The 20,629-nt window shown below is 61.3% G+C and carries 16 protein-coding genes; 8 read left to right on the top strand and 8 right to left on the bottom strand.

Annotation, left to right across the window (positions count from 1 at the left end; genetic code table 11):
* Window positions 1–171 precede the first annotated feature (171 nt).
* From HED64_RS17720 to HED64_RS17710, 3 genes are read left to right on the top strand one after another with little or no spacing between them, the layout of a single operon-like run.
* Window positions 172–1,107: a cation diffusion facilitator family transporter gene (locus HED64_RS17720; RefSeq protein ID WP_168153298.1), complete on the top strand. Its 936-nt coding sequence runs from the start codon at window positions 172–174 to the stop codon at window positions 1,105–1,107.
* A 5-nt stretch (window positions 1,108–1,112) separates the two neighbouring features.
* Complete coding sequence (locus HED64_RS17715; RefSeq protein WP_168153297.1) at window positions 1,113–1,547, top strand: (deoxy)nucleoside triphosphate pyrophosphohydrolase; 435 nt, start codon at window positions 1,113–1,115, stop codon at window positions 1,545–1,547.
* Window positions 1,544–2,155, top strand: a complete 612-nt coding sequence (locus HED64_RS17710) for a pyroglutamyl-peptidase I (protein ID WP_168153296.1) — start codon at window positions 1,544–1,546, stop codon at window positions 2,153–2,155. The genes HED64_RS17715 and HED64_RS17710 overlap by 4 nt, the downstream gene beginning before the upstream one ends.
* Here HED64_RS17710 and HED64_RS17705 read toward each other — a convergent pair.
* Together HED64_RS17705 and HED64_RS17700 are read right to left on the bottom strand one after the other, a co-directional pair.
* Complete coding sequence (locus HED64_RS17705; RefSeq protein WP_168153295.1) at window positions 2,152–2,805, bottom strand: SIMPL domain-containing protein; 654 nt, start codon at window positions 2,803–2,805, stop codon at window positions 2,152–2,154. The genes HED64_RS17710 and HED64_RS17705 overlap by 4 nt on opposite strands.
* A complete protein-coding gene (locus tag HED64_RS17700) occupies window positions 2,802–3,287 on the bottom strand; it encodes an eCIS core domain-containing protein (RefSeq protein ID WP_168153294.1) in 486 nt (161 codons plus the stop codon). The genes HED64_RS17705 and HED64_RS17700 overlap by 4 nt, the downstream gene beginning before the upstream one ends.
* A gap of 138 nt (window positions 3,288–3,425) precedes the next feature.
* Between HED64_RS17700 and HED64_RS17695 the strand changes: the two genes are divergently transcribed.
* A complete protein-coding gene (locus HED64_RS17695) occupies window positions 3,426–4,082 on the top strand; it encodes an LppM family (lipo)protein (RefSeq protein WP_168153293.1) in 657 nt (218 codons plus the stop codon).
* Between the two features lie 105 nt (window positions 4,083–4,187).
* Here the strand turns inward: HED64_RS17695 and HED64_RS17690 are convergent, their stop codons facing one another.
* Window positions 4,188–6,095: a penicillin-binding transpeptidase domain-containing protein gene (locus HED64_RS17690; RefSeq protein ID WP_168153292.1), complete on the bottom strand. Its 1,908-nt coding sequence runs from the start codon at window positions 6,093–6,095 to the stop codon at window positions 4,188–4,190.
* Window positions 6,096–6,247: 152 nt separating this feature from the next.
* On the opposite strand from HED64_RS17690, the gene pheS reads away from it, so the two are divergent.
* From pheS to HED64_RS17675, 3 genes are all read left to right on the top strand, one after another.
* Window positions 6,248–7,336: a phenylalanine--tRNA ligase subunit alpha gene (gene pheS / locus HED64_RS17685; protein ID WP_132361354.1), complete on the top strand. Its 1,089-nt coding sequence runs from the start codon at window positions 6,248–6,250 to the stop codon at window positions 7,334–7,336.
* A 3-nt stretch (window positions 7,337–7,339) separates the two neighbouring features.
* A complete protein-coding gene (gene pheT, locus HED64_RS17680; RefSeq protein ID WP_168153291.1) occupies window positions 7,340–9,880 on the top strand; it encodes a phenylalanine--tRNA ligase subunit beta in 2,541 nt (846 codons plus the stop codon).
* Between the two features lie 336 nt (window positions 9,881–10,216).
* Complete coding sequence (locus HED64_RS17675; protein ID WP_245326080.1) at window positions 10,217–11,206, top strand: Ltp family lipoprotein; 990 nt, start codon at window positions 10,217–10,219, stop codon at window positions 11,204–11,206.
* Between the two features lie 200 nt (window positions 11,207–11,406).
* Here the strand turns inward: HED64_RS17675 and ppk2 are convergent, their stop codons facing one another.
* From ppk2 to HED64_RS17660, 3 genes are all read right to left on the bottom strand, one after another.
* Window positions 11,407–12,291: a polyphosphate kinase 2 gene (ppk2, locus tag HED64_RS17670; protein ID WP_210149937.1), complete on the bottom strand. Its 885-nt coding sequence runs from the start codon at window positions 12,289–12,291 to the stop codon at window positions 11,407–11,409.
* Between the two features lie 77 nt (window positions 12,292–12,368).
* Window positions 12,369–13,772, bottom strand: a complete 1,404-nt coding sequence (locus HED64_RS17665; protein ID WP_168153290.1) for a M1 family metallopeptidase — start codon at window positions 13,770–13,772, stop codon at window positions 12,369–12,371.
* Window positions 13,769–17,668: a Pls/PosA family non-ribosomal peptide synthetase gene (locus tag HED64_RS17660; RefSeq protein WP_342590769.1), complete on the bottom strand. Its 3,900-nt coding sequence runs from the start codon at window positions 17,666–17,668 to the stop codon at window positions 13,769–13,771. The genes HED64_RS17665 and HED64_RS17660 overlap by 4 nt, the downstream gene beginning before the upstream one ends.
* A 267-nt stretch (window positions 17,669–17,935) precedes the next feature.
* On the opposite strand from HED64_RS17660, the gene HED64_RS17655 reads away from it, so the two are divergent.
* Window positions 17,936–18,703: a 4'-phosphopantetheinyl transferase family protein gene (locus HED64_RS17655; RefSeq protein WP_168153289.1), complete on the top strand. Its 768-nt coding sequence runs from the start codon at window positions 17,936–17,938 to the stop codon at window positions 18,701–18,703.
* A gap of 73 nt (window positions 18,704–18,776) precedes the next feature.
* On the opposite strand, the gene HED64_RS17650 is transcribed toward HED64_RS17655, so the two are convergent.
* Both HED64_RS17650 and HED64_RS17645 read right to left on the bottom strand, forming a co-directional pair.
* Complete coding sequence (locus HED64_RS17650; RefSeq protein WP_132361340.1) at window positions 18,777–19,664, bottom strand: carbohydrate ABC transporter permease; 888 nt, start codon at window positions 19,662–19,664, stop codon at window positions 18,777–18,779.
* Window positions 19,664–20,569 (bottom strand): carbohydrate ABC transporter permease, encoded by a 906-nt coding sequence (locus HED64_RS17645; RefSeq protein ID WP_168153288.1) that lies wholly within the window; start codon window positions 20,567–20,569, stop codon window positions 19,664–19,666. The genes HED64_RS17650 and HED64_RS17645 overlap by 1 nt, the downstream gene beginning before the upstream one ends.
* Window positions 20,570–20,629 lie beyond the last annotated feature (60 nt).

The raw sequence follows: 20,629 nt of genomic DNA, 5'->3' as shown, positions 1-20,629 counted from the left end.
TCGCCCGGAGCACCACCAGAGCGAGAATATGTCTCCGCTTTCTATTTCGGGGACAGTAATTGCTCCCACTCTTTGTGCTGTCAGGGGCCTCGCACCCGCAGGGTCCCTGACAGCACGTCGCGAAGCGTGCTTGACTGGTCGGACCATCCCCGAAGGAAAGTTGGTGCGGACATGTCGGCAACTGGCGGATCCAAGGCCGTGTTTGCGGCACTTGCTGCAAACCTGACCATTGCGCTGTTCAAGTTCGTGGCGTGGGCCGTGACGAGTTCATCCTCGATGTTGGCGGAGGCCATCCACTCGGTGGCCGATTCCGGGAATCAACTCCTGTTGCTCCTGGGTGGGAAAAAGTCGCGACGCGAAGCCGACGAGGCGCATCCCTTTGGCTACGGGCGTGAACGCTACGTTTACTCCTTCATTGTCTCCATCGTGCTCTTCAGCGTCGGTGGACTCTTTGCACTCTATGAGGCCTGGCAGAAATTCCAGCACCCCCATGGCATCGAGGGTCGCTGGTGGTGGGTTCCGCTCGCGGTGCTGATCGGCGCGATCGCTGCCGAGTCATTCTCCTTCCGCACCGCCATCAAGGAAGCAAATCCGCAGCGCGGCAAACAGTCCTGGGTATCATTCATCCGCACAGCGAAGGCACCCGAGCTGCCGGTAATTCTGCTCGAAGACTTCGGCGCCCTCATCGGCCTGGTTCTGGCGTTGTGCGGCGTCAGCTTGACGCTGCTGACCGGTAACGGGATATACGACGCGGCCGGCACCGCCTGCATTGGCCTGCTGCTGGTGATGATCGCCATCGTGTTGGCCATTGAGACTAAATCCCTGCTGCTCGGTGAATCGGCGCGAGACCACGTCGTGCAGGCCATCACAGCTGCCATTACCGCCAACGGGGCCAAACTGATCCACCTCAAGACCCTGCATCTTGGGCCAGAAGAAGTCTTGGTGGCGGCAAAGGTATCGGTCCCGCTCAACTCCACCGGCTCCCAGATCGCCGCCGCCATCGATGAAGCGGAAGAACGCATTCGTGCGGCGGTCAAGCTCAGCTGCGTGATCTACATCGAACCCGACATCATGGTGAACCAGAATTCCGAAACGGAAGGAAAATAGTAGACATGCCCTACAAACAAATTGTTGCAGCTGCCATCGTTGATTCCTTGGTGGCACCCACCAAGCTGTTGGCAGCCCGTCGCACAGCTCCGCCGGCACTGGCCGGGATGTGGGAGTTTCCGGGAGGAAAGCTCGAAGTGGGGGAGGAGTGCACCGAGGGCGTGAAGCGAGAATTACGCGAGGAACTGGGAATCGAGGTGGAACTTGGTTCGGAGATTTTTGGCCCCATCCCCGAGGGCTGGGTGCTCAATGAGAGTGCAGCGATGCGTGTCTGGTTTGCGCAGATCACCGGCGGCGTCCCCGATACCTTGGAGGATCACGACCAATTAGCCTGGGTCGAGCTGGAAAAACAAGCCCTTGAGGCACTCAGCTGGATTCCCGCCGATTTTCCCATCGTGCGTGCGGTGTTAGCCGACACCATGGCCGGGGCCACTCGTTGATCCTGCTCACCGGCTTTGAGCCATTTGCGAGCAGCGACTTCAATCCATCAATTGTCATCGCGCGGCACGCGGAGAAGATTCTGAGAGAACAGGGTCACGAAGCCGTGGCCGCGGAATTGCCCTGTGTTTTTGCGCAAGCTCCGCGCGTGCTTCACGAGCTGATCACGTTGCATCGCCCGCATGTGGTGCTCAGCCTGGGCTTGGCTCAGGGTCGGGAAAAGCTGGGCATGGAGAAAGTTGCCATTAACCTGATCGATGCCCGCATCGCCGACAATGCTGGCGCTCGGCCGATCGATGTCCCGGTGCTCGCCGACGGGCCAGCCGCCTACTTTTCTACTCTTCCGCTGAAGGCGGCGCTCCAAGAATTGGGCTCCGAAAACGTGGAAATCTCTTATTCGGCCGGTACCTATGTCTGCAACCAAATATTTTATTCGCTCATGCACCAGAGTCGGACCGATCCAGAGATCCGAGCCGGTTTCATCCACGTGCCTTGGGTAGCTGCCCATGAGGCACAATTGCTGGTCCACGCCCGGGCGGTGGCGCAGATAGCCGTCCTTGCCTTAGCAGGCGCAAACGAACCACGACTCAGCGCCGGAAAAGAAGACTAATCCTCCGCTGGAGCTTGCCCATGATCCAGAAGTTCCCACTGTATTTCTAAGTTCACCGCAAGTTCCTGGGATCCGGCAAGCACCGGCATGGACTTAGCGGCCATGGCTCGGAGCCCGGCACGTTGCAGGGGCACGGCCGAGTCGGGTCCGGTTTCGCGGATCTGCAGCGCCTGCCCCAGGTGCCGCCCGGCCAGCTGTGCCAGTTCTGCCGCCTTGGTATGAGCGTCGTTGAAGGCCAGCTCGCGGGCGGCCCGCAGTGCACTGATGGGATCCGAAACCTCCGAACGCAGTGAATGGATCCGCAGGGCATCGCCTCCGGTCTCTACGGCGGCTGCCAAGACCGCCGAAATGGCGTCGAGGGGAACGGACGTGGCTTCGAGGGTGGTTGATGCGTCGTAGCCCAACAGCACATTCATCTCATCGCGCCAGGCCGTCCGCGCAGAGAGCGTGACCCCGCTGGTGGACAAGTTGGTTTCCGGGGCGACACTCAGCACCGCGGTGATCAGCGATTGCGCACCAGCGGAAACCTGCTCGAAGGCCTCTGCCGCCTGCGCGTGGTGGTTCTCTACGGCAAGGGAAAGGCTCATCGTATCCGGGACGGCGCTGGCGCTGGCGCTGCCTTGCACGGTGATGCTGTTGTTGTGGTTCACTGGGTGTCTCCTGAGCTCGTGGGGGTGGCTACCGGGTGCCTGCGTAACCGTGCAGCGATAACCGGGAGTAATTTACGCGTGGGCCGCTCCAGATACCCGCCGGCCTGCAGATTGGCTCCGCGTTCAAACACATTTCTTGATGCTGGATCGCCGGTGCGCAAGAGCGAATATCCTGCCGCCAGAAAGTACAAGGGGAGGAAGGGCAAGCCCAGACACCAGGCGTACTGGGTAGCGTGTGTTTCCTCGTGACTGAGCAATTCGCGACGCGGTTCCGCTCCGCTGAGGGACGGACGGAAAAAAATAACGTTCCCCACCGTGAATGCCCCGGCCTTGGGCAAGGCCGGTCGGTAAAAACGGGCCAGGATGAGGCCCCGAGGACCACGAGCGATCTCGCAGCCGGTGGCGCGGGCTAGGCCCAGTCCGCTGAGCGTGCTGAGATTTATCGCGTTACAGACCTGGCGTAGGCGTTCCCGGTTCTCCATGATTTCTCAGTGTAGTCATTGATGAGGTGGGAGCCGAGAGCTGCCGAATTACTGACCGGGGCGCCCAACCACTAGAGTTGAAGGCAGAACCCGGGGGCGTCGAACGCCGATCTGCGCCCCAACTGTTGAGGAGTATTGATGAAGAAGATCGTATCCATCATTGGTGTCATGGTGGCACTGGTGTTGAGCCTGACCGGTTGCATGAAGATGGATGTGGATCTGGTCGTTTCAAGCCCGGAAAAAGCAACCTACGACATGGTGATGGCCTTTGACAAGAAGGTTATTGGCGACATTGGTGTTGCCGAGGTCCTGACCAAGATGGGGACCACCGAAGAAGCGTTTCTAGCCAGCGTTCCGGAAGGCGTTACCGCCTCGCCCTTCGAAGAGGGCGATTTCCGTGGTTACACGCTGTCCCTCCAGGACAAGTCGCTGACCGAGATCAGTGACACCTCCGGTACCTTGGGCCAAAAGGTCAGCGTGGAATTCCGTGATGGCCAGTACTTCTTCGCCGCTCAGGGTCTCGCCGCTGAAATGGCAAGCGCTGTCACCGAATCCACCATGACCGTGACATTCCCCGGTGAAGTTGTTTCCGCCACCGAGGGCGCCCACATCGAGGGCGACACCGTGACCTTCGACCTGCTCACCGCGAAGGGCGACCTCACGGCCGTAGCCAACGAAAAGGACAACACCGCGTTGTACCTGTCCTTGGCATTCGGCGGACTGGCCCTGCTGGGCGCCGTCGCGGGCGTTGTCATGATGCGCAAGCCCGAAACAGCAGAAACTCTGCACGCCTAAAGATAACGAGCACCAAATGCCCGGATTGATCGGGCGGTTTAACCAGTGAAGGACCGGCCAATGGCCGGTCCTTCACTCATTAAGCGGAGGTGTTGCGCGGCGGTGCTACTGACTCTTGGTGAGGAAATCGGCCACGATTGGGCCGGCCGTCTGCGCGCCACCACTGCCGTCGCCAACGAATACCGCAACGGCCAGATCACCTTGGGAAGCGATGACCCAGGCATGTGCGTTGCGTTCCTCGTCGTACTCGGCCGTTCCGCTCTTGCCGATGATGGTGCCACCGGGGACCTTGGCGAGCTCCTTGAGCGTGCCATGATCTACGACCTCGGACATCATGCCCGATAGTGCTTTTGCCTCATCCTTGGTCAGTGGGTTCTTGGGCTTCGGCGCTTTAGCCGGCGCCGGATCCACCACCAGATGCGGGTAAACGGTCGCGCCGTTTTTCACCGACGCTGCCACCGTGGCCATACCTAGCGCGGAGGCTTCAACAACACCCTGGCCGATGCCATTGGCTGCCAGTTCGGTGCCGGTGGAGGTATCTGGCACCGAGCCGAGGAATGCTGCTGCACCGGTGGAGGGGCTCAGGTTCAGACCCAGCGAGGCGGCAGCGTCCGAGAGGGCGGCGGCCTTCACCTTGGTGGCACCGGTCAGGAACACGGTATTACACGATTGTGCCAGGGCCTCGGAGAGTGGGATGCTGCCCAGCGCGCTGGAGGGGTAACCGTCGTAGTTCTTGAACGCCTTGCCATCCACCGACAGGGTCGCCGGGCAGTCGACAGTCGTGGTGGGGGTGTCGCCCGAGCGCAACATGGCCAGTGCCGTGATGACCTTAAACGTTGATCCCGGGGCGTACTTGCCCAGTAGTGCCGTGTTCGCCGCGTTGGTCTCCGGTCCCGCCGCGGCGGCCAAGATGGCACCGTCCGAGGGTCGCACCGCCACCAGCGCGCTGTCGCTGGCCGAGTCAGCCAGCAGTGACTCGGCCAGGGTCTGCATGTCCAGATCCAGGGTGGTCTTCAGGCTTTTGCCATCAACGGCTTCGGCGGTGAGCAGCGAGGAGACTTCGTTTTTGTCCTTGTCGAAGATCGAGATGGAGTAGCCCTTGGTACCGGCCAAGGTGTCCTGGTACTCCTTTTGTAGGCCCGAGAGGCCCACCTGTTGTCCAGCGCTGATGCTTCCCTTGGACTCGGCGACGATCTCCGCGCTGGCCTCGCCCACGGTGCCCAGAATGGCCCGGGCGAAGTTGCGGCTCTTGGCCAGCGGCACGGTGCCCGGCTGGGCCAGCACCCCGTCGATCGCATCGAGTTGAGCGTCGGTGACGGTTCGGTCCTTGTCATCACGCAGCACGATGGCCTGGACGAAGGCCTTGGGCCCGGCGGCGGCGACTGACTTGGCATAGGCCGGCGCATCAATCTCCACCAAGGCGGCCAGCTTTTTAGCCGAGGTCTCCCACTTGGACGGGTCCAGGGCGTTTTTATCGATGCCGATGCGCAGCACCGGCCGCTCGGTGACCAGTCCCTGGTTGTTGTTGCCGAGAATATCGCCCCGCGCAGCGGCGGTGTTGCGCTTGGCCACGTATTGACCCGCGGCTAGGCCCGGGACTGCCAGCTCGGGGGAGTAGCGCAGCTCCCACGAATCGGACTCATCATTAAGTTCGAGGGTGCCTTGGGTTGTATAGCTCCAGTCGGTGTCGCTGGCATCAATGTCCCACACCGTTTTCAGCGTGGCGGTGGCCGTCTTGGGGTCCTTTGATCCCTCGTCCTCGGTCACCGATTCCAAGGTGACGGTGCGTGGGATCGACTCCAGGGGTGCCAGCGCCTCGCCGAGTTCGGTAGATACGGTGGTGGGATCGGCCCCGGCCAAGCTCAGGCCAGCGAAGTCCAGGGACTGCAGGGAGGTCGCCAGTTGATTTGCCGTGGCATCGGGCGTGGGGGCGGCATTTGTGCAGGCTGCCAGCGAGCCCAGCATCAGAAAGGCGGCCGTGGGCAGAACAATTCTTCGAAGAACGCGTGACATAAGGCTAACTATTGCGTAAAACCCCGGTGGGTGTCCATAACGCCACAGCTAAGACGACCGGGGCGGTGATTGAAGCTGCGCCGGGGCCAGCACATAGAATGAGAAGTAGAAGCCAACAAGACAATCAACAGTGAAAAGGGCCGTAGAACCCCATGTCTGAACCCACGAGCCCGGAAGTGGACGTCAATAACGCTCACACACCGGTCGTTCCGCACCCCACCGACGAGGCAGGCATCGATGTTGCCGTGCAGGCGGCACTTGTTGCATTTGCCGCCGCGAGCAACCTGGATGAGCTGAAAAGCGCACGCCTGGCCCACACCGGAGAGAAGTCCCCGTTGTCCCTGGCCAACCGCGAAATCGGCCGCCTGGATAAGAGCGAGAAGGCCGTTGCCGGCAAGCTCATGGGAGCCTCACGCGGACGCGTGAACAAGGCACTGGCAGCTCGTACCGTGGTGCTCGAGGAGGAAGATGCTGCGCGCATCCTCCTTGAGGAGACGGTAGATGTCACTGCCGCCCCGCGCCGCCGCCGTGCCGGTGCCCGACACCCGCTCTCCACGCTGCAGGACCGCGTCTCGGACATCTTCGTGGGCATGGGCTGGGAAATCGCCGATGGACCGGAAATCGAATCCGAGTGGTTCAACTTCGACGCCCTGAACTTCGCCCCGGATCATCCGGCCCGCGAAATGCAGGACACCTTCTTCATCGACCCGGTAGATTCGCACCTCTTGCTGCGCACCCACACCTCCCCGGTACAGGTGCGTTCGATGCTCGAGCGCGAGCTGCCGATCTACGTCTTGTGCCCGGGGCGCGTTTACCGCACCGATGAACTGGACGCCACCCACACCCCGGTCTTCCACCAGTTCGAGGGCCTGGCCATCGACAAGAACCTGACCATGGCCGATCTTCGTGGCACCCTGGAGCACTTCGCGCGGCAGATGTTCGGCGATGACGCCTCCATCCGCCTGCGCCCGAACTTCTTCCCGTTCACCGAGCCCAGCGCCGAGCTGGACATCTGGCATGCAGGTGCCAAGGGTGGACCGCGTTGGATCGAATGGGGCGGCTGCGGCATGGTCAACCCCAACGTGCTGCGTGCTGCAGGCATTGACCCGGAGGAATACTCCGGCTTCGCCTTCGGCATGGGCATCGAGCGGACCCTGATGTTCCGCAATGAGGTCCCGGACATGCACGACATGATCGAGGGCGATATTCGGTTCAGCGAGCACTTCGGGATGGAGATCTAAGACATGCGTATTCCACTTTCATGGCTGCGCGAATACGCGCAGGTTCCCGCCGAAGCTTCGGCCGAGGACGTTATGGCCGAACTGGTTAAGGTCGGTCTTGAGGAAGAGGACGTACACCGTCCCAGCGATTCCATCTCCGGTCCCATCGTGGTGGGTCAGGTGCTCTCCCTGGTGAAGGAAGAGCAGACCAACGGCAAGACCATTAACTGGTGCCAGGTTCGTGTGGTGCCCGAGGGCGCAACACAAAACCTCACCAACGAGGGTATCGATCCCTCGGGTGTGCAGGGCATCATCTGCGGTGCACACAACTTCGTGGAGGGTGACAAGGTTGTTGTCACGCTTCCGGGCGCCGTGCTGCCCGGGGACTTCCGGATTACCCCGCGTAAGACCTATGGTCATATTTCGGCCGGCATGATCGCCTCCGCACGCGAGCTGGGCCTCGGCGAAGACCACGATGGCATCATCGTGCTCTCGAATCTGGGTCTTGACCCGGAGGTCGGCACCGACGCGATGGAACTGCTGGGTCTCTACGATCAGGCAGCAGAAATCAACGTCACCCCCGACCGTTCCTACGCGTTCTCCATCCGTGGGGTGGCCCGCGAATACGCGCACGCCACCAACACCCCCTTCACCGATCCTGCCTCCTTGGTCACCGTGGATACCGCCACCGCACCGGGTCACCAGGTGACTCTGGCCGATGCCGCGGGGATCTACGGCAAGGCCGGCTGCGATCGCTTCATCACGCGCAAGGTCACCAACGTGAATGCGGCGCTGCCCACCCCACCGTGGATGGCTAGCCGACTGAACCTGGCTGGCATGCGTTCGATCTCCCTGATCGTGGATATTTCCAACTACGTCATGTTGGAACTGGGTCAGCCGCTGCACTTCTACGACGCGGATCAGCTCACCGGTGGTATCACCGTGCGCCGGGCCACCGAGGGTGAGACGCTGACGACCCTCGATGCCAAGGTGCGCAAGCTGCACGTCGAGGATCTGTTGATCACCGACGAATCCGGTGCCATTGGCATTGCCGGAGTCATGGGCGGATCTGCCACAGAGGTTTCCGGCACCACCACCAACGTGCTCATCGAGGCAGCTCACTTCGAAGCGATCTCGATTGCGCGTTCGCGTCGCCGCCACAAGCTGCCTTCCGAGGCTTCCAAGCGTTACGAACGCGGAGTGGACTGGCAGGTGGCTGACAAGGCCGCCCAGCGTGCCGTGGACCTCTTGGTTCAGCTGGCCGGTGGCACCGCCACCACCGAGATCACCGATGCGGGTACCGCTCCGGAACCAACGGTGATCAACCTGCCCGCAGATTTCGCCTCGGCACTGATCGGCATCGACTACACCGCCGAACAGGTGACCTGGGCACTGACGGAAATTGGTGCCGAGCTTGAGGCCATAGCGGACGGCTACAGCGTCACGGCACCGTCATGGCGCCCGGACCTCACCACCAAGCAGGACCTGGTGGAGGAAATTGCGCGTCTGGTGGGCTACCACCTGATTCCTTCCACCCTTCCCACGGCACCTCCGGGCCGCGGTTTCTCCCGGGTGCAGGGCCAGCGCCGTCGTGTGGTTGCTGCCCTAGCCGACTCGGGCCTAACCGAGGTGCTCTCCTACCCGTTCGTTACGGCAGTGCAGAACAACACCTTCGGTGCGCCCGTGGCCGGCGAGGTCAAGGCCGTAAAGCTGAATAACCCGATGTCTTCGGAGTTCGGATTCATGCGGACCTCGATGCTGCCGGGGCTGCTGGGCATTGCCCGTCGCAACCACGGTCGCGGCTTCCGCGATCTGGCACTCTACGAGGCCGGACTGGTCTTCCTGCCCGGAGATACCCTGGGCACGGCAACGATCCCGCCGGTGGGCATCAAGCCCTCGGAGGCAGAGCTCGAGGCACTGTACGGCGGTCTGCCGCACCAGCCGATGCACATTGCGGCTGTCCTCAGCGGCAACGATTCGCCGGTTGCCGCAGCGCACACCCCGCGCGTCTACGACTGGGCCGATGCCCTGGATACCGCACTGCTGGTCGCCGACGTGTTGGGCGTTGAGGTGGTTACCTCGCAGGGGGCCCACCAGGCCTTCCACCCGGGCCGTACCGCCGCACTTGCACTGCGCGACGGCACGCACCTTGGTTATGCCGGTGAGTTGCACCCGAAGCTGCTGGCGGAACTCGATCTGCCGGCCCGCACCGTGGCCATGGAAATCAACGTTGACGAGCTTTTTGAAGCTGCAGCGGATGTCATTGTGGCCAAGGAAATCTCCACCTTCCCGATCTCCACTCAGGACGTTGCCCTAGTTGTTGATCAGAGCGTGGTGGCTTCGGACGTACTCGAAACCTTGCGTGAGGGTGCAGGTGAGCTGTTGGAAGATATTGCTCTCTTCGACGTGTACACCGGTACCGGCATCGAGGACGGCAAAAAGTCATTGGCCTTCGGCCTGCGCTTCCGCGCCACCGACCGCACATTGACCGCCGATGAGGCCTCCGAGGCGCGTGCCGCGGCTGTGGCACTTGCCGCCGAGCGATTCGCGGCCGTGCAGCGCTAAGCAGCACCGCGGGTAGTAGTACCAAAGGTCGGCAGCCTCCCCACACGGGAAGGCTGCCGACCTTTTTCTGCCATGGTCACCCGGCTCGGGCACTGAGTAGCGCCGATCTTTTGAACGGGTTTGGCATACTGCGTAGTAAGAATCACCGTTTGAATTAGGGAAAGTTTCGAGACGGGATTTGAGTCATGAACGATCCTAGCGGAACCATAAACCGCACTATGGTGAATGCGGATTGAGATAAACGACGAAATGTCTGTGGCCCCGCCTACGCTCTGGATCAGGAGGTACCCGGGGGATCGGGAACTCCGCACATTCGCGATCGTCATTAGGGGAATCATGTCTATTCGTTTTAATCCTCCACCGCTTTGGCTTCAACATCTTCCTACCGAGTTCCGGCCCACACCGACGTGGGTTCCGGAAAAGGCGTGGGGTGCACCGCCCATCGGTTGGCCCATGTGGATCGACAATGAGACTGGCGCCCCGGCCATGCCGCCGGAAGAATTTTCTGCCAATCCATATTTGTACATGTCGGTGATGCCCGATTTTGGTGCAGCCGCGGCTGCAACTGGATCACCCATAGCTGCCAGTGCCGCGGTGGGAAATTCATCCGCCGCAGGGTTCTCAACTCCGGGAACTTTGGAATCGAAAAAACCGCTGAGCAAGGGTAAAAAAATCGGCATCGGCGCTGGAGTCGTTGTTGTTTTTGCCATCCTCATTGCTTCTTGTGGTGGATCTGGCGAAGAGCCGTCGACGGCACCGGCTGGCACCGCGTCGCCAACAGCGTCAGCAACTGCGACACCTAGCGAATCACCGGCAGCCGCGGCCGTAGCATCTTCTACCGCTCTCACCTCCGCGGAGGCCAAGGCGAGCGATGAAGCGGTGGCCAGTGCAAACGCCATTGAGGAAGCGGAGGCTGAGGCGAGCGCTAAGGCCGAAGTCGAAGCCAGCAAAAAGGCCGAGGCAAGCGAGAAGGCGGAAGCAGAAGCCCAAGCCAAGGTTGCCGCAGAGGCCAGTGCCAAGGCGAAAGCGGAGGCAGGGACCTTGAGCCAGCAGAATGCCTTGCGTGCCGCGGAAAGCTATCTCGAATACACTGCATTCTCTCGCAAGGGCCTTATCTCGCAACTCGAGTTCGAGGACTACTCAACGAAGGATGCCACTTGGGCGGTGGAACGAGTGACGGTCGACTGGAACGAGCAAGCGGCCAAATCAGCCAAAAGCTATCTCGAGTACACGGCATTCTCGCGATCCGGGCTCGTAGATCAGCTTGTTTTCGAGGGCTACACGGCGAAGCAGGCAGAATATGGAGTGAGTAAGACGGGCCTCTAATCGCTCTTGGATGTGATGCCGTTATCTGCCTCGAGGAGGACGGTGGCATCACATTCGGGCGGTTTCGCCATCCACACGTGAACTGCACGACGGCGACTGAATGTCCACCCCTTCATCGGTGATGATCCTTAGACCCGGAAGACCGGTAGCTTCTCTCTGATCGAGGGAAACTACCGGCCTTCACTTTTACTGGGTCGTGACTAGAACTCTTCGCCGGCCGCCACAACTGCCGAAGCAGGTCCGACAATGTGCGGGTCCGGGGTGCCGACCAGTTCGTGGTCCTTGCCCTCATAGTCGAAGAGGCTCAACACATGGCGCATGGCCTCAATCCGAGCGCGCTTCTTATCGTTGGATTTCACAACTGTCCAGGGTGCCCATTCGGTGTCGGTGCTCCGGAAGGTTTCTTCCTTGGCTTCGGTGTAGGCTTCCCATTTATCCAGCGACGCAAGGTCCGTGGGGGAGAGCTTCCACTGCCGTACCGGATCGATCTGACGGATGGTAAAGCGCGTCAGCTGCTCTTGGCGCGAGACCGAGAACCAGAACTTCACCAGGGTGATGCCCTCATCAACCAATTGCTGCTCGAAGGTCGGAGCCTGGTTCATGAACCTATCGAATTGCTCCTTGGTGCAAAAGCGCATGACGCGTTCAACACCTGAGCGGTTGTACCAAGAACGGTCAAAGAGGACCATTTCGCCGGCCGCTGGAAGGTGCGCAATATAGCGCTGGAAGAACCACTGTGTGGATTCGCGTTCGCTGGGCTTTTCGAGGGCAACTACCCGGGCGCCACGGGGATTGAGGTGCTCGGTGAAACGTTTGATCGTTCCGCCCTTGCCCGCGGCGTCGCGGCCCTCAAAGAGCACGACCAAACGGTGTCCGGTGGCCTTGATCCAGACCTGTAATTTCAGCAGCTCGATCTGGAGCAGCCGCTTGTCCATCTCGTACTGGGTGCGGTCCATCCGTGAGGAATATGGATAGTCTTCGCGCCAGGTGTCCACTACATCGCCGGCTGACGTTAACAACACCGGGTCGTCGTCGTCATTGTCGCGGACGGAGTAGCCATGTGCGGCCAAATCAAGCATTTGCATAGGGTGAGGCTATCGGAACGCCATGAACGGAAGGTGAACATTTGGAGGCCTAGTGGGATCGGTCTACCCGTCTCTGGCTAGGCGTTTTTCTCCGCGGCAAGCTGCGGCAAGGCAGTTTCAAAGAGCCATGGCCGCAGGAAATCGGCGGCCGACACGGAAAGCGGCAAATGAGCATCCACGTGCTCCAGGAACTGCTCACAGGTGACGGTCGAATGGCGCCGCGCACCGACCCAAGACCGGAGCATCGCAAAGAACGCGCGGTCCCCGGCGGCCAATCGCAGCGCATGAAGTGCTAGTGCGCCACGCTTGTACACCCGGTCATCAAACATGTCGGCTGCACCGGGATCCCCGATGGTGATGTCCCAGTCCAGGGTAGCCAGGCGGCTCCACGCATCTCGCGCACGCTCATCGGCACTGAGGTTGCCGGCGGCTTCGGACCAGATCCACTCGGCGTAGCAGGCAAAGCCCTCGTGCAACCAGATATCCCGCCAGGTTCCAGCGGTCAGGGAGTTGCCAAACCATTGATGCGAGAGCTCGTGGGCGATGAGTCGCTGTTGCTCCCAGCCCGGCGCTAGGTGGTTATTGCCCAGAATGGAGAGGCCGTGGGCCTCCAGCGGGATCTCGAGATCGTCCTGGGTGACAACAACGGTGTAGTCGGCGAAGGGATAGGGGCCAAAAGCCTCGATAAAGGTTTCCATCATTCGTGGCTGGTCGGACAGGGCAGAACCTGCCCGCCGCAGCTGCGAGCCATTTGCCGCCACGCGTTGGATGACGGGGGTTGGGGCATCTGCATGCGCACCGCCGGTGCCACTGGCCGCCGTGGCGGAGCCTGCTAACGCACGCAACTCATAGCGGCCGATCTGCAGCGTCGCCAGATAGGTGGCCATCGGCTCAAGGACCTCATAGGTCCAGGCCTCACCACGTGAGCGACGTTGGCGGTTTATCAACTGGCCGTTGGAGACCGGGCGGTATCCGGCATCGGTGTTTACGGTGATGCGGTAGGTGGCCTTTTGGCTGGGGTGATCATTACAGGGGAACCAGGTGGCAGCCCCATTTGGTTGGCCCGCCACCAGCACCCCATCGGTGAGTTCTTCCCAGCCGACCTCGCCCCAGATGCCTTGACGAACATTCGGCACGCCCCCGTAGCGGATCTCCACACTAAATTCCTCGCCCTTGGCCACGTCCGAGGGCAGGTGGAGCACCAGCTTTCCCGATTTCTGGGTGTACTTGGCGATCTTGGTGCCATTGACCTGGCAGCGTGAGGCACGCAAGCCGGAAAAGTCCAGGCTAATACGATCGAGTCTGGTGGTGGCCACCGCTGTGATCGTCGCCTTGCCGTCCAAGCGATTACCGCCGAGTTTGCAATCCAGATCCAGGTCGTAGTGCATCACCAGGTAGTGTGCGCTTCCGGAGCGTGGCACATAGGGATCCGGGATGAAGCTGGGGACGGTGGTCGTATCAACTGGCGTGGTCTTGCTCATGCGTTCGGCTGGCTCCAAGGCTGTACGGGGTTGCCCATCCAATAACTCGACGGGGGAACGTTTTCTCCGCGCATGACCAGCGAACCCGGTCCCACGGTGGAGCCTTCCGACAACGATGCAGCCGGCAGGATGACTCCGTGGGGACCCATCGTGGATCCTGCGGAGAGTTCTACCGTATCAATAGCCATGACCCGGTCGTGGAAGAGGTGGGTCTGGATGACCGTTCCGCGATTCACCGTGGAGGAGTCGCCGAGGGTGACCAGGTCGGCTTCGGGAAGCCAATAGCTTTCGCACCAGACGCCGTGGCCGATCTTGGCACCGAGGGCGCGCAACCACCAGACCAATGCAGGGGAACCTGCCGCCGAGTGGGCGAACCAAGGAGCGCACACCATTTCGATGAAGGTGTCCACCACCTCATTGCGCCAGATGAAGGAGCTCCACAGGGTATGTTCACCCGGACGGATGGGACCGACCAGCACCCATTTGGCAAGGACCGCCGAGGTGGCGGCAACGGCGCCGGCGAGCAGCATGACGGCGCCACTGAGCAGGGCGGCAGCCAGGTAACCGTAGTGGGTGGCCAGCATATCCAGCAGGACCAGGACCAGGGTGGCTACCGCGACGCTGGTGATGACCGGCAAAATACGGCACAATTCCCACAGCGCGCGGGCGATCTTGAGGCGTAGCGGCGGAGCATAGGTCAGCGAGGAATCCGCATCAACGGTGGTGCGGCGCAGTCGAACCGGAGGACTGCCCAACCAGGAGGTCCCGGCCTTGGCCTTGGCAGGTGTTGCCGAGAGGACAGCGACGAGCCCATTACGTGGCACCCGTCGCCCGGCACCGGCGATACCTGAGTTACCCAAGAAGGCGCGCTTGCCAATCTTGGCGCGTCCCACCTTCATCCAGCCGCCGCCGAGCTCGTAGGTGGCCACCATGGTGTCATCGGCCAGGAAAGCACCCGAGGCGATGGTGGTCATCTTGGGAATCAGCAGGACGGTGGAGGCCTCAACGTTGCGTCCGACCTTCGCGCCCAGCAGGCGCAACCAGACGGGAGTAAACAGCGATGCGTACAGCGGGAAGAGCAGATCCCGGGCCATGTCCAGGAGTCGTTCGGTGGCCCAGACCTGCCAGCCGATGCGGCTATCGACGCGATGCCATCCCTCACGCAGGCCAAGGCCCAAGATGCGAGTGGCGCCCAGAATCAGGAGCATATTCAGCACAAACCATGTCACGGCGGCAACGGGAACCACGTAAAGCAACGTGAGCCACGAATCGCTCAGCGAAGTGCCCCCGCGCAGCAGCCACGCGGCAATCACCAGCGCACCAAGGATCGAAACCAGTGGCAGGGCGCCCAGAGCCATCGAAGCCAGAGAGAAGAACGTGCTGGCCACGCGGCGGGCAGTGGTGATGGTCTGGGGCCAGGCCGGTTTGGCCTTTCCCAGGCGAGTGGCCGGGGAACCGGAGTAGGCGGAGAACGCCCGGGTGGGACCGGCAGCAACAGAGCCGGCGGCCAGAGTGACACCCTCGGCGATGCTGGCACCGGGCATCAGCGTGCTGCGGGCCCCAATGCTGGCATCTGCCCCAATGGTGATGGCGCCGACGTGCACACGATCTCCGTCGATCCAGTAGCCGGTCAGATCAACTTCGGGTTCGATGTTCGCTCCGCTGCCAACGGTGAGTAGACCGGTGACTGGAGGTACCGAGTGCAATTGCACATCGGGGCCAACGGTGGCGCCCAAGGCTCGGGCGTAGAACTGAATCCAGTGGGCGCTGCCCAGGGACACGGGGTCGGCCAAATCGGAAATTTGTTGGGCCAGCCAGAGACGCAGGTGCACCTTGCCGGAACGGGGGTAATTTCCGGGCTTCACTCCGCGCAGCAACATGCGTGCCGAGATCACGGAGATGGCCATGCGTCCCGGGGAGGAGACAAAGACCAACCAGAGCACCAGCACCGTCCACCATGACAGCCGTGGTGCCTGCGTGAAGACGCCCAGCGCGTCGAGCACGTTGTTGCCGAGTGCCAAATACACCAGCCAGCGCATGCCCACCAGAATGAACGTTGGGATGCCCATAAGCGTCTGGAAGACCTGGGCGCGTCGGGTGGTCCGGGCCACGATCCGAGTCTCCGGTTCTACCCCGGTGCTGGTGCCCAAGGCTTCAAGCAAGGAACCGATGCGTGGGTGGGAGTAAATTTCCCCCACCGTGATGGTGCGGTAGCGAACGCGTAGTGCGGAGACCAGTTGAGCGGCGGAGAGGGATCCGCCACCTGAGGCAAAGAAGTCTGCATCAAGGGAGGAGACCTCGGTACCCAGTACCCGCCTCCATTGCTCGATGACCCAGCTCGCGTCCTCGCCCAGCTCGGGCAGTACCGAGGAGGAGGTATCGGCTGCCGTGGCCAACGGCCACGGCAGAGCGTGACGGTCAACCTTGCCACTGGTTTTTGTCGGTAGCGTATCCACAACCGTGAGTAAGGGGATCAGCGCAGCCGGGAGCATATCGGCCAGTCGGGTGCGGGCAGCGATCGTGTCATAGGAGGCATCGGCGGCCAGATAGCCGACCAAGATCTGGTTTCCGGCGGCGGTGGTCTTCACCGCCGCTGCAGCTCCAGATACCTCGGGCAATGATTGCAGCGCGGCATCAACCTCGCCGAGCTCAATGCGACGGCCACCGAGCTTGACCTGTTCATCCAGACGACCCAGGAAAATTAGGCCCTCGGGGTCGGCCTGTACCAAGTCACCGGAGCGGTAGGCACGGTCCCAGCCGAGGGTGGGGAACGGAGCGTATTTTTCCGCATCCTTTGCCGGATCAAGGTAACGCCCTAGACCGACTCCGCCAATGATCAGTTCTCCGCTCTCACCAGGACCCACCGGGATACCCGAGGTATCAACCACGGCGAGATCCCAACCGGTCAGTGGCAGACCAATACGGACCGAGTCAATACCGTTCATCTGGGCACCGCAGGCCACCACCGTGGCCTCGGTGGGTCCATAGGTGTTCCAGAGTTCGCGTCCGGTGACGGCTAGACGGGCGGCTAGCTCGGGTGGGCAGGCTTCACCACCAAAAATTAACAGGCGCACATTTTCTAGGGCCTCGGCGGGCCAGAGTGCCGCAAGGGTGGGAACGGTGGAGACGACCGTGACACCGCGAGTTACCAGCCACGGCCCCAAATCCATGCCCGAACGAACCAGAGCACGCGGAGCTGGCACCAAGCAGGAACCGTGGCGCCAAGCCAACCACATTTCTTCACAGGACGCATCAAAGGCGACAGAGAGGCCGGCGAGCACGCGGTCTTCGGGTCCCATCGGCTCGCTCTGGAGGAAGAGTGCTGCCTCGGCGTCAACAAATGCCGCGGCCGAGCGCTGGGTGATGGCCACACCCTTGGGGGTACCGGTGGAGCCGGAGGTGAAGATGATCCAGGCATCGTCACCGAGTTCTGCCTCCCGAGCCGGTGATGTATTGGCTTCGCTTCGCAGTACGGCGATTTCTCCCTTGACGCCCAAGACGGCAGCAACATTGGCCTCGGAGAAGACCAGCTGGGCTCGTTCCTCCGGGTCATCGGCATCCACCGGGACGTAGGCAGCACCAATCATCATCGTGGCAAGAATGCCAATGTAGAGTTCGCGGGTCCCAGAGGGAATACGGATGCCGACTCTGTCGCCGGCCCCGAGGCCGGCGGTTCGCATGCGTTCGGCCTGTTCATCGATACTCACCATGAGTTCGGCATACGTGAGCGCGCGCTCGCCGTCATCTATTGCGGAGGCGTCGGGGTGAGCAGCCGCACTGGCTTCAAGGATGTTCAGCAGGGTGCGGGGAGCCGGGGCCAAGTCACTGCCGGGGTACTGGGGCAGATAAATTGGCGGAGGAGTAACTTGGTCGGAAATGCTGCGAGTCGATTCCACTGTGGCTTTCTTGACGTGGCGCTCGGCCTTCCCAAAGTAGGGGTCGACCCAAACGCTGGGACCCAACCAGGAGCCGGAAGCGCGCCGCCGAAGCGTTCGCGACCGCCCGGTCGGCACATACGCGTCAAACCTAATCAGCAAAGGTTAACGGAAGGTGTCTAGCGGATAGACACGGTAAGTTCACCGTAATGTAGAGCCATGGCAGATTTGCCCAAGGGGCAGCCAAGAGACCAACCAAGCGGCTGATCATCACGGACGGAGGCACCGATGCGCAGTGAAAAGCACTCCGTAGTGGGTTCTATCACCCCGGGCACCGAACCCTGCTGGTCTGTTGGGCGGCTGAGTGATGCGGCCCTGTACCCAGAGGTTTTACTGAACAGCATCGAGCAGCAACGCGCTCGGGGCTACCACGAAGGAACACCGCGTCAGAACTTTAGCAACGGACGTATTTTGGTTAAAGTCCTTGCCGCGGAGATGCTCAACCGCGACCGTGAACACAGCGCGAAACTGAGCGCAGCCGATCTAACCATCGAACAGCTCTGTCCCGGATGTGCCTCAACACTGCACGGGAATCCGCGACTGCGGCTTCCCGATCGTGGGGGGAGCCTCGCCCTATCGTATGCACGTACCGGTGGCTGGCTGGTGGTAGCGGTATCGCGTGCGGAACAGCTGCTTGGTATCGATGTGGCAGATGCCGCAGATCCGGCCTTTGCGCCGGGAGCCGGTGAACTATTGGATGACTATGCCTTTTCGCCCCAGGAACGCTCCCACCTGCAGAGATTGAACCAACCTCAACGAATCCACCAACGAGCTAGCTGGTGGTCGTTGAAGGAAGCCGTGGTCAAGGCCAGCGGTGTTGGTCTTGCGGGGGAGGGCGGTATCCCCATCGTGGAGGGGGACGGTAAGCACGTACTGCTGTCCACTCCCGTAACGCGGACCCTCACCCTGGATTCGCGCACACCAGACTCTCTAGGCCGCCATTTGCCCGATACCTTAGTCGGCGCCCTGCTCTGGGCACCGCGAAGCACCAAATGAGAAGGAAAAACGCGGAGGCGCTCGCCGAATAGACGAAGCGCCCCCGCGTCAGGGAGTGGTTTACCGTTGTCGTCTAGCCCTTGACGGAACCACTCATCAAGCCGCCAACAAAGTATTTGCCCAGCAGGATGTAGACGATCAGCGTCGGAACCGAGGCAATCAGCGCACCTGCCATGGAGGCGGCGTAGTCGGTGAGCTGACCACCGGCTAGGAAGCTGAGCGCGATGGTGACCGGGCCATTACGTCCCGAGGAGAAGAACGCGGCAAAGAGGTAGTCGTTCCAGGCCGAGGTGAATTGCCAGATCAGCACGACAACAAAGCCGGGGGCCGAGATCGGAAGGATGACCGAGGCATAGGTGCGCAAGATTCCCGCGCCGTCCATCCTGGCCGCCTCAATCAGCTCGTTGGGTACCGACTCGTAGTAGTTGCGGAAGATCAGCGTACAGATCGGCAAACCGTAAACGATGTGCAGCAACAACAGTGAGGGAATGCCTTGGGCTATCCCAATATTGCTCATCAGCTGCGTCAGCGGGATCATGACTGCTTGGTATGGGATGAACATGCCAAAAAGGATCAGCGTGAACACCAGATTGGCACCGGGGAAACGCCATTTGGAGAGCACGTAGCCGTTGATGGAACCCAGGGTGGCGGAGATCAGCGCCGCAGGAATCACCAGCAGGAAGGTTCTGCCCAGGGCGGGGGCCAGTGTCGTCCAGGCCTTGTCCCAGCCGGCGGTTTCCCACGACTGGGGCAGCAACCAGGCGCGTGATGGATCTGCATCCGAGGTGCCCTTGAAGCTGGTAATGAACAGGACGTAGGCGGGGATCAGGATGATGATCACGAAGAAGATCAGCAACGCGTACTTCAACGTCCGGTTAATGCGGCGGCGTCCCTTATTCGGTGCCGAAGCTGCACTTTGCGGGGCCGCGTCGCGGGGTCGGGTCAATGTTGAGGTAGCCATTAGCGCTTCTCCGCTCGCGAGGTGTACATGAGGTACGGGATGACCACGATCGCTACGAGCACCAGCAGGATCATGCCGATGGCCGCGGCATCCGCGTAGTCGCTGCCAATGTACTTGACCCACATCATGGTCGCCGGAACCTGGACGTCGTAGGTGTTGGCATCCGGGACGATCGCACGAATCAAGTCAAAGAGCTTCAAGGACATGTGTCCGATGATGATCACGGCCGAGAGCATCACCGGGCTCAGCTGCGGGAAGATCACGTGGCGGTAGAGCTTCCATTCGCTACAGCCGTCAATCCGGGCAGCCTCGCGTAGTTCCTCGGGAATGCCCCGGAAACCGGCCAAGAACAGGGCCATGACGTAGCCCGAGAGCTGCCAGATGGCGGGTACGGCGATGGCGGCAATGCCCCAGGTGGGGTTGGACCACCAGTCGTTTTGCATAAAGCCCAGACCAACGGAATCCAAAAGACGGTTCAGGCCGGTGGTGCGTTCACCGCCGGGTTGATCCGTTTGCAGGCTGGAGAGCAACCACCGCCAGACAACACCGGAGGCGATAAAGGAAATCGACATCGGGAACAGGTAGACGGCGCGGAAGATTCCTTCGCCCTTGGCTGGCTTATCCAGCAACCAGGCCCACAGGAATCCGAAAATCAACGTTCCGGCGAGGAAGACGACCGTGAGGATGAGCAGGTTCAAGAGCGAATGTTGGAAGTTCGAATCGGCCAGCAGATTGCTGTAGTTCGAGAATCCAACGTAATCGTTGCTGGGTTTTGCGGTGTGCTGGTTGGTGAGGCTGACTCGGAAGTTTTCAATGATGAGCCAGTAGACGAAGACGCCAACCAAGATGATGGTGGGTGCCAGGAGTAAGAGCCCCGGGCCCCAGTGTTTTACGCGCGCAAACATGGTTTCCTTTCAGAGGAAAGTCGCGTCACAAACATTTGGGGGCGCATCACGAACCGTTGT

The organism is Paeniglutamicibacter terrestris, assembly GCF_012271785.1.
Classification (GTDB): Bacteria; Actinomycetota; Actinomycetes; order Actinomycetales; family Micrococcaceae; genus Paeniglutamicibacter; species Paeniglutamicibacter terrestris.
This window is presented reverse-complemented; position numbering and strand designations above follow the sequence as displayed.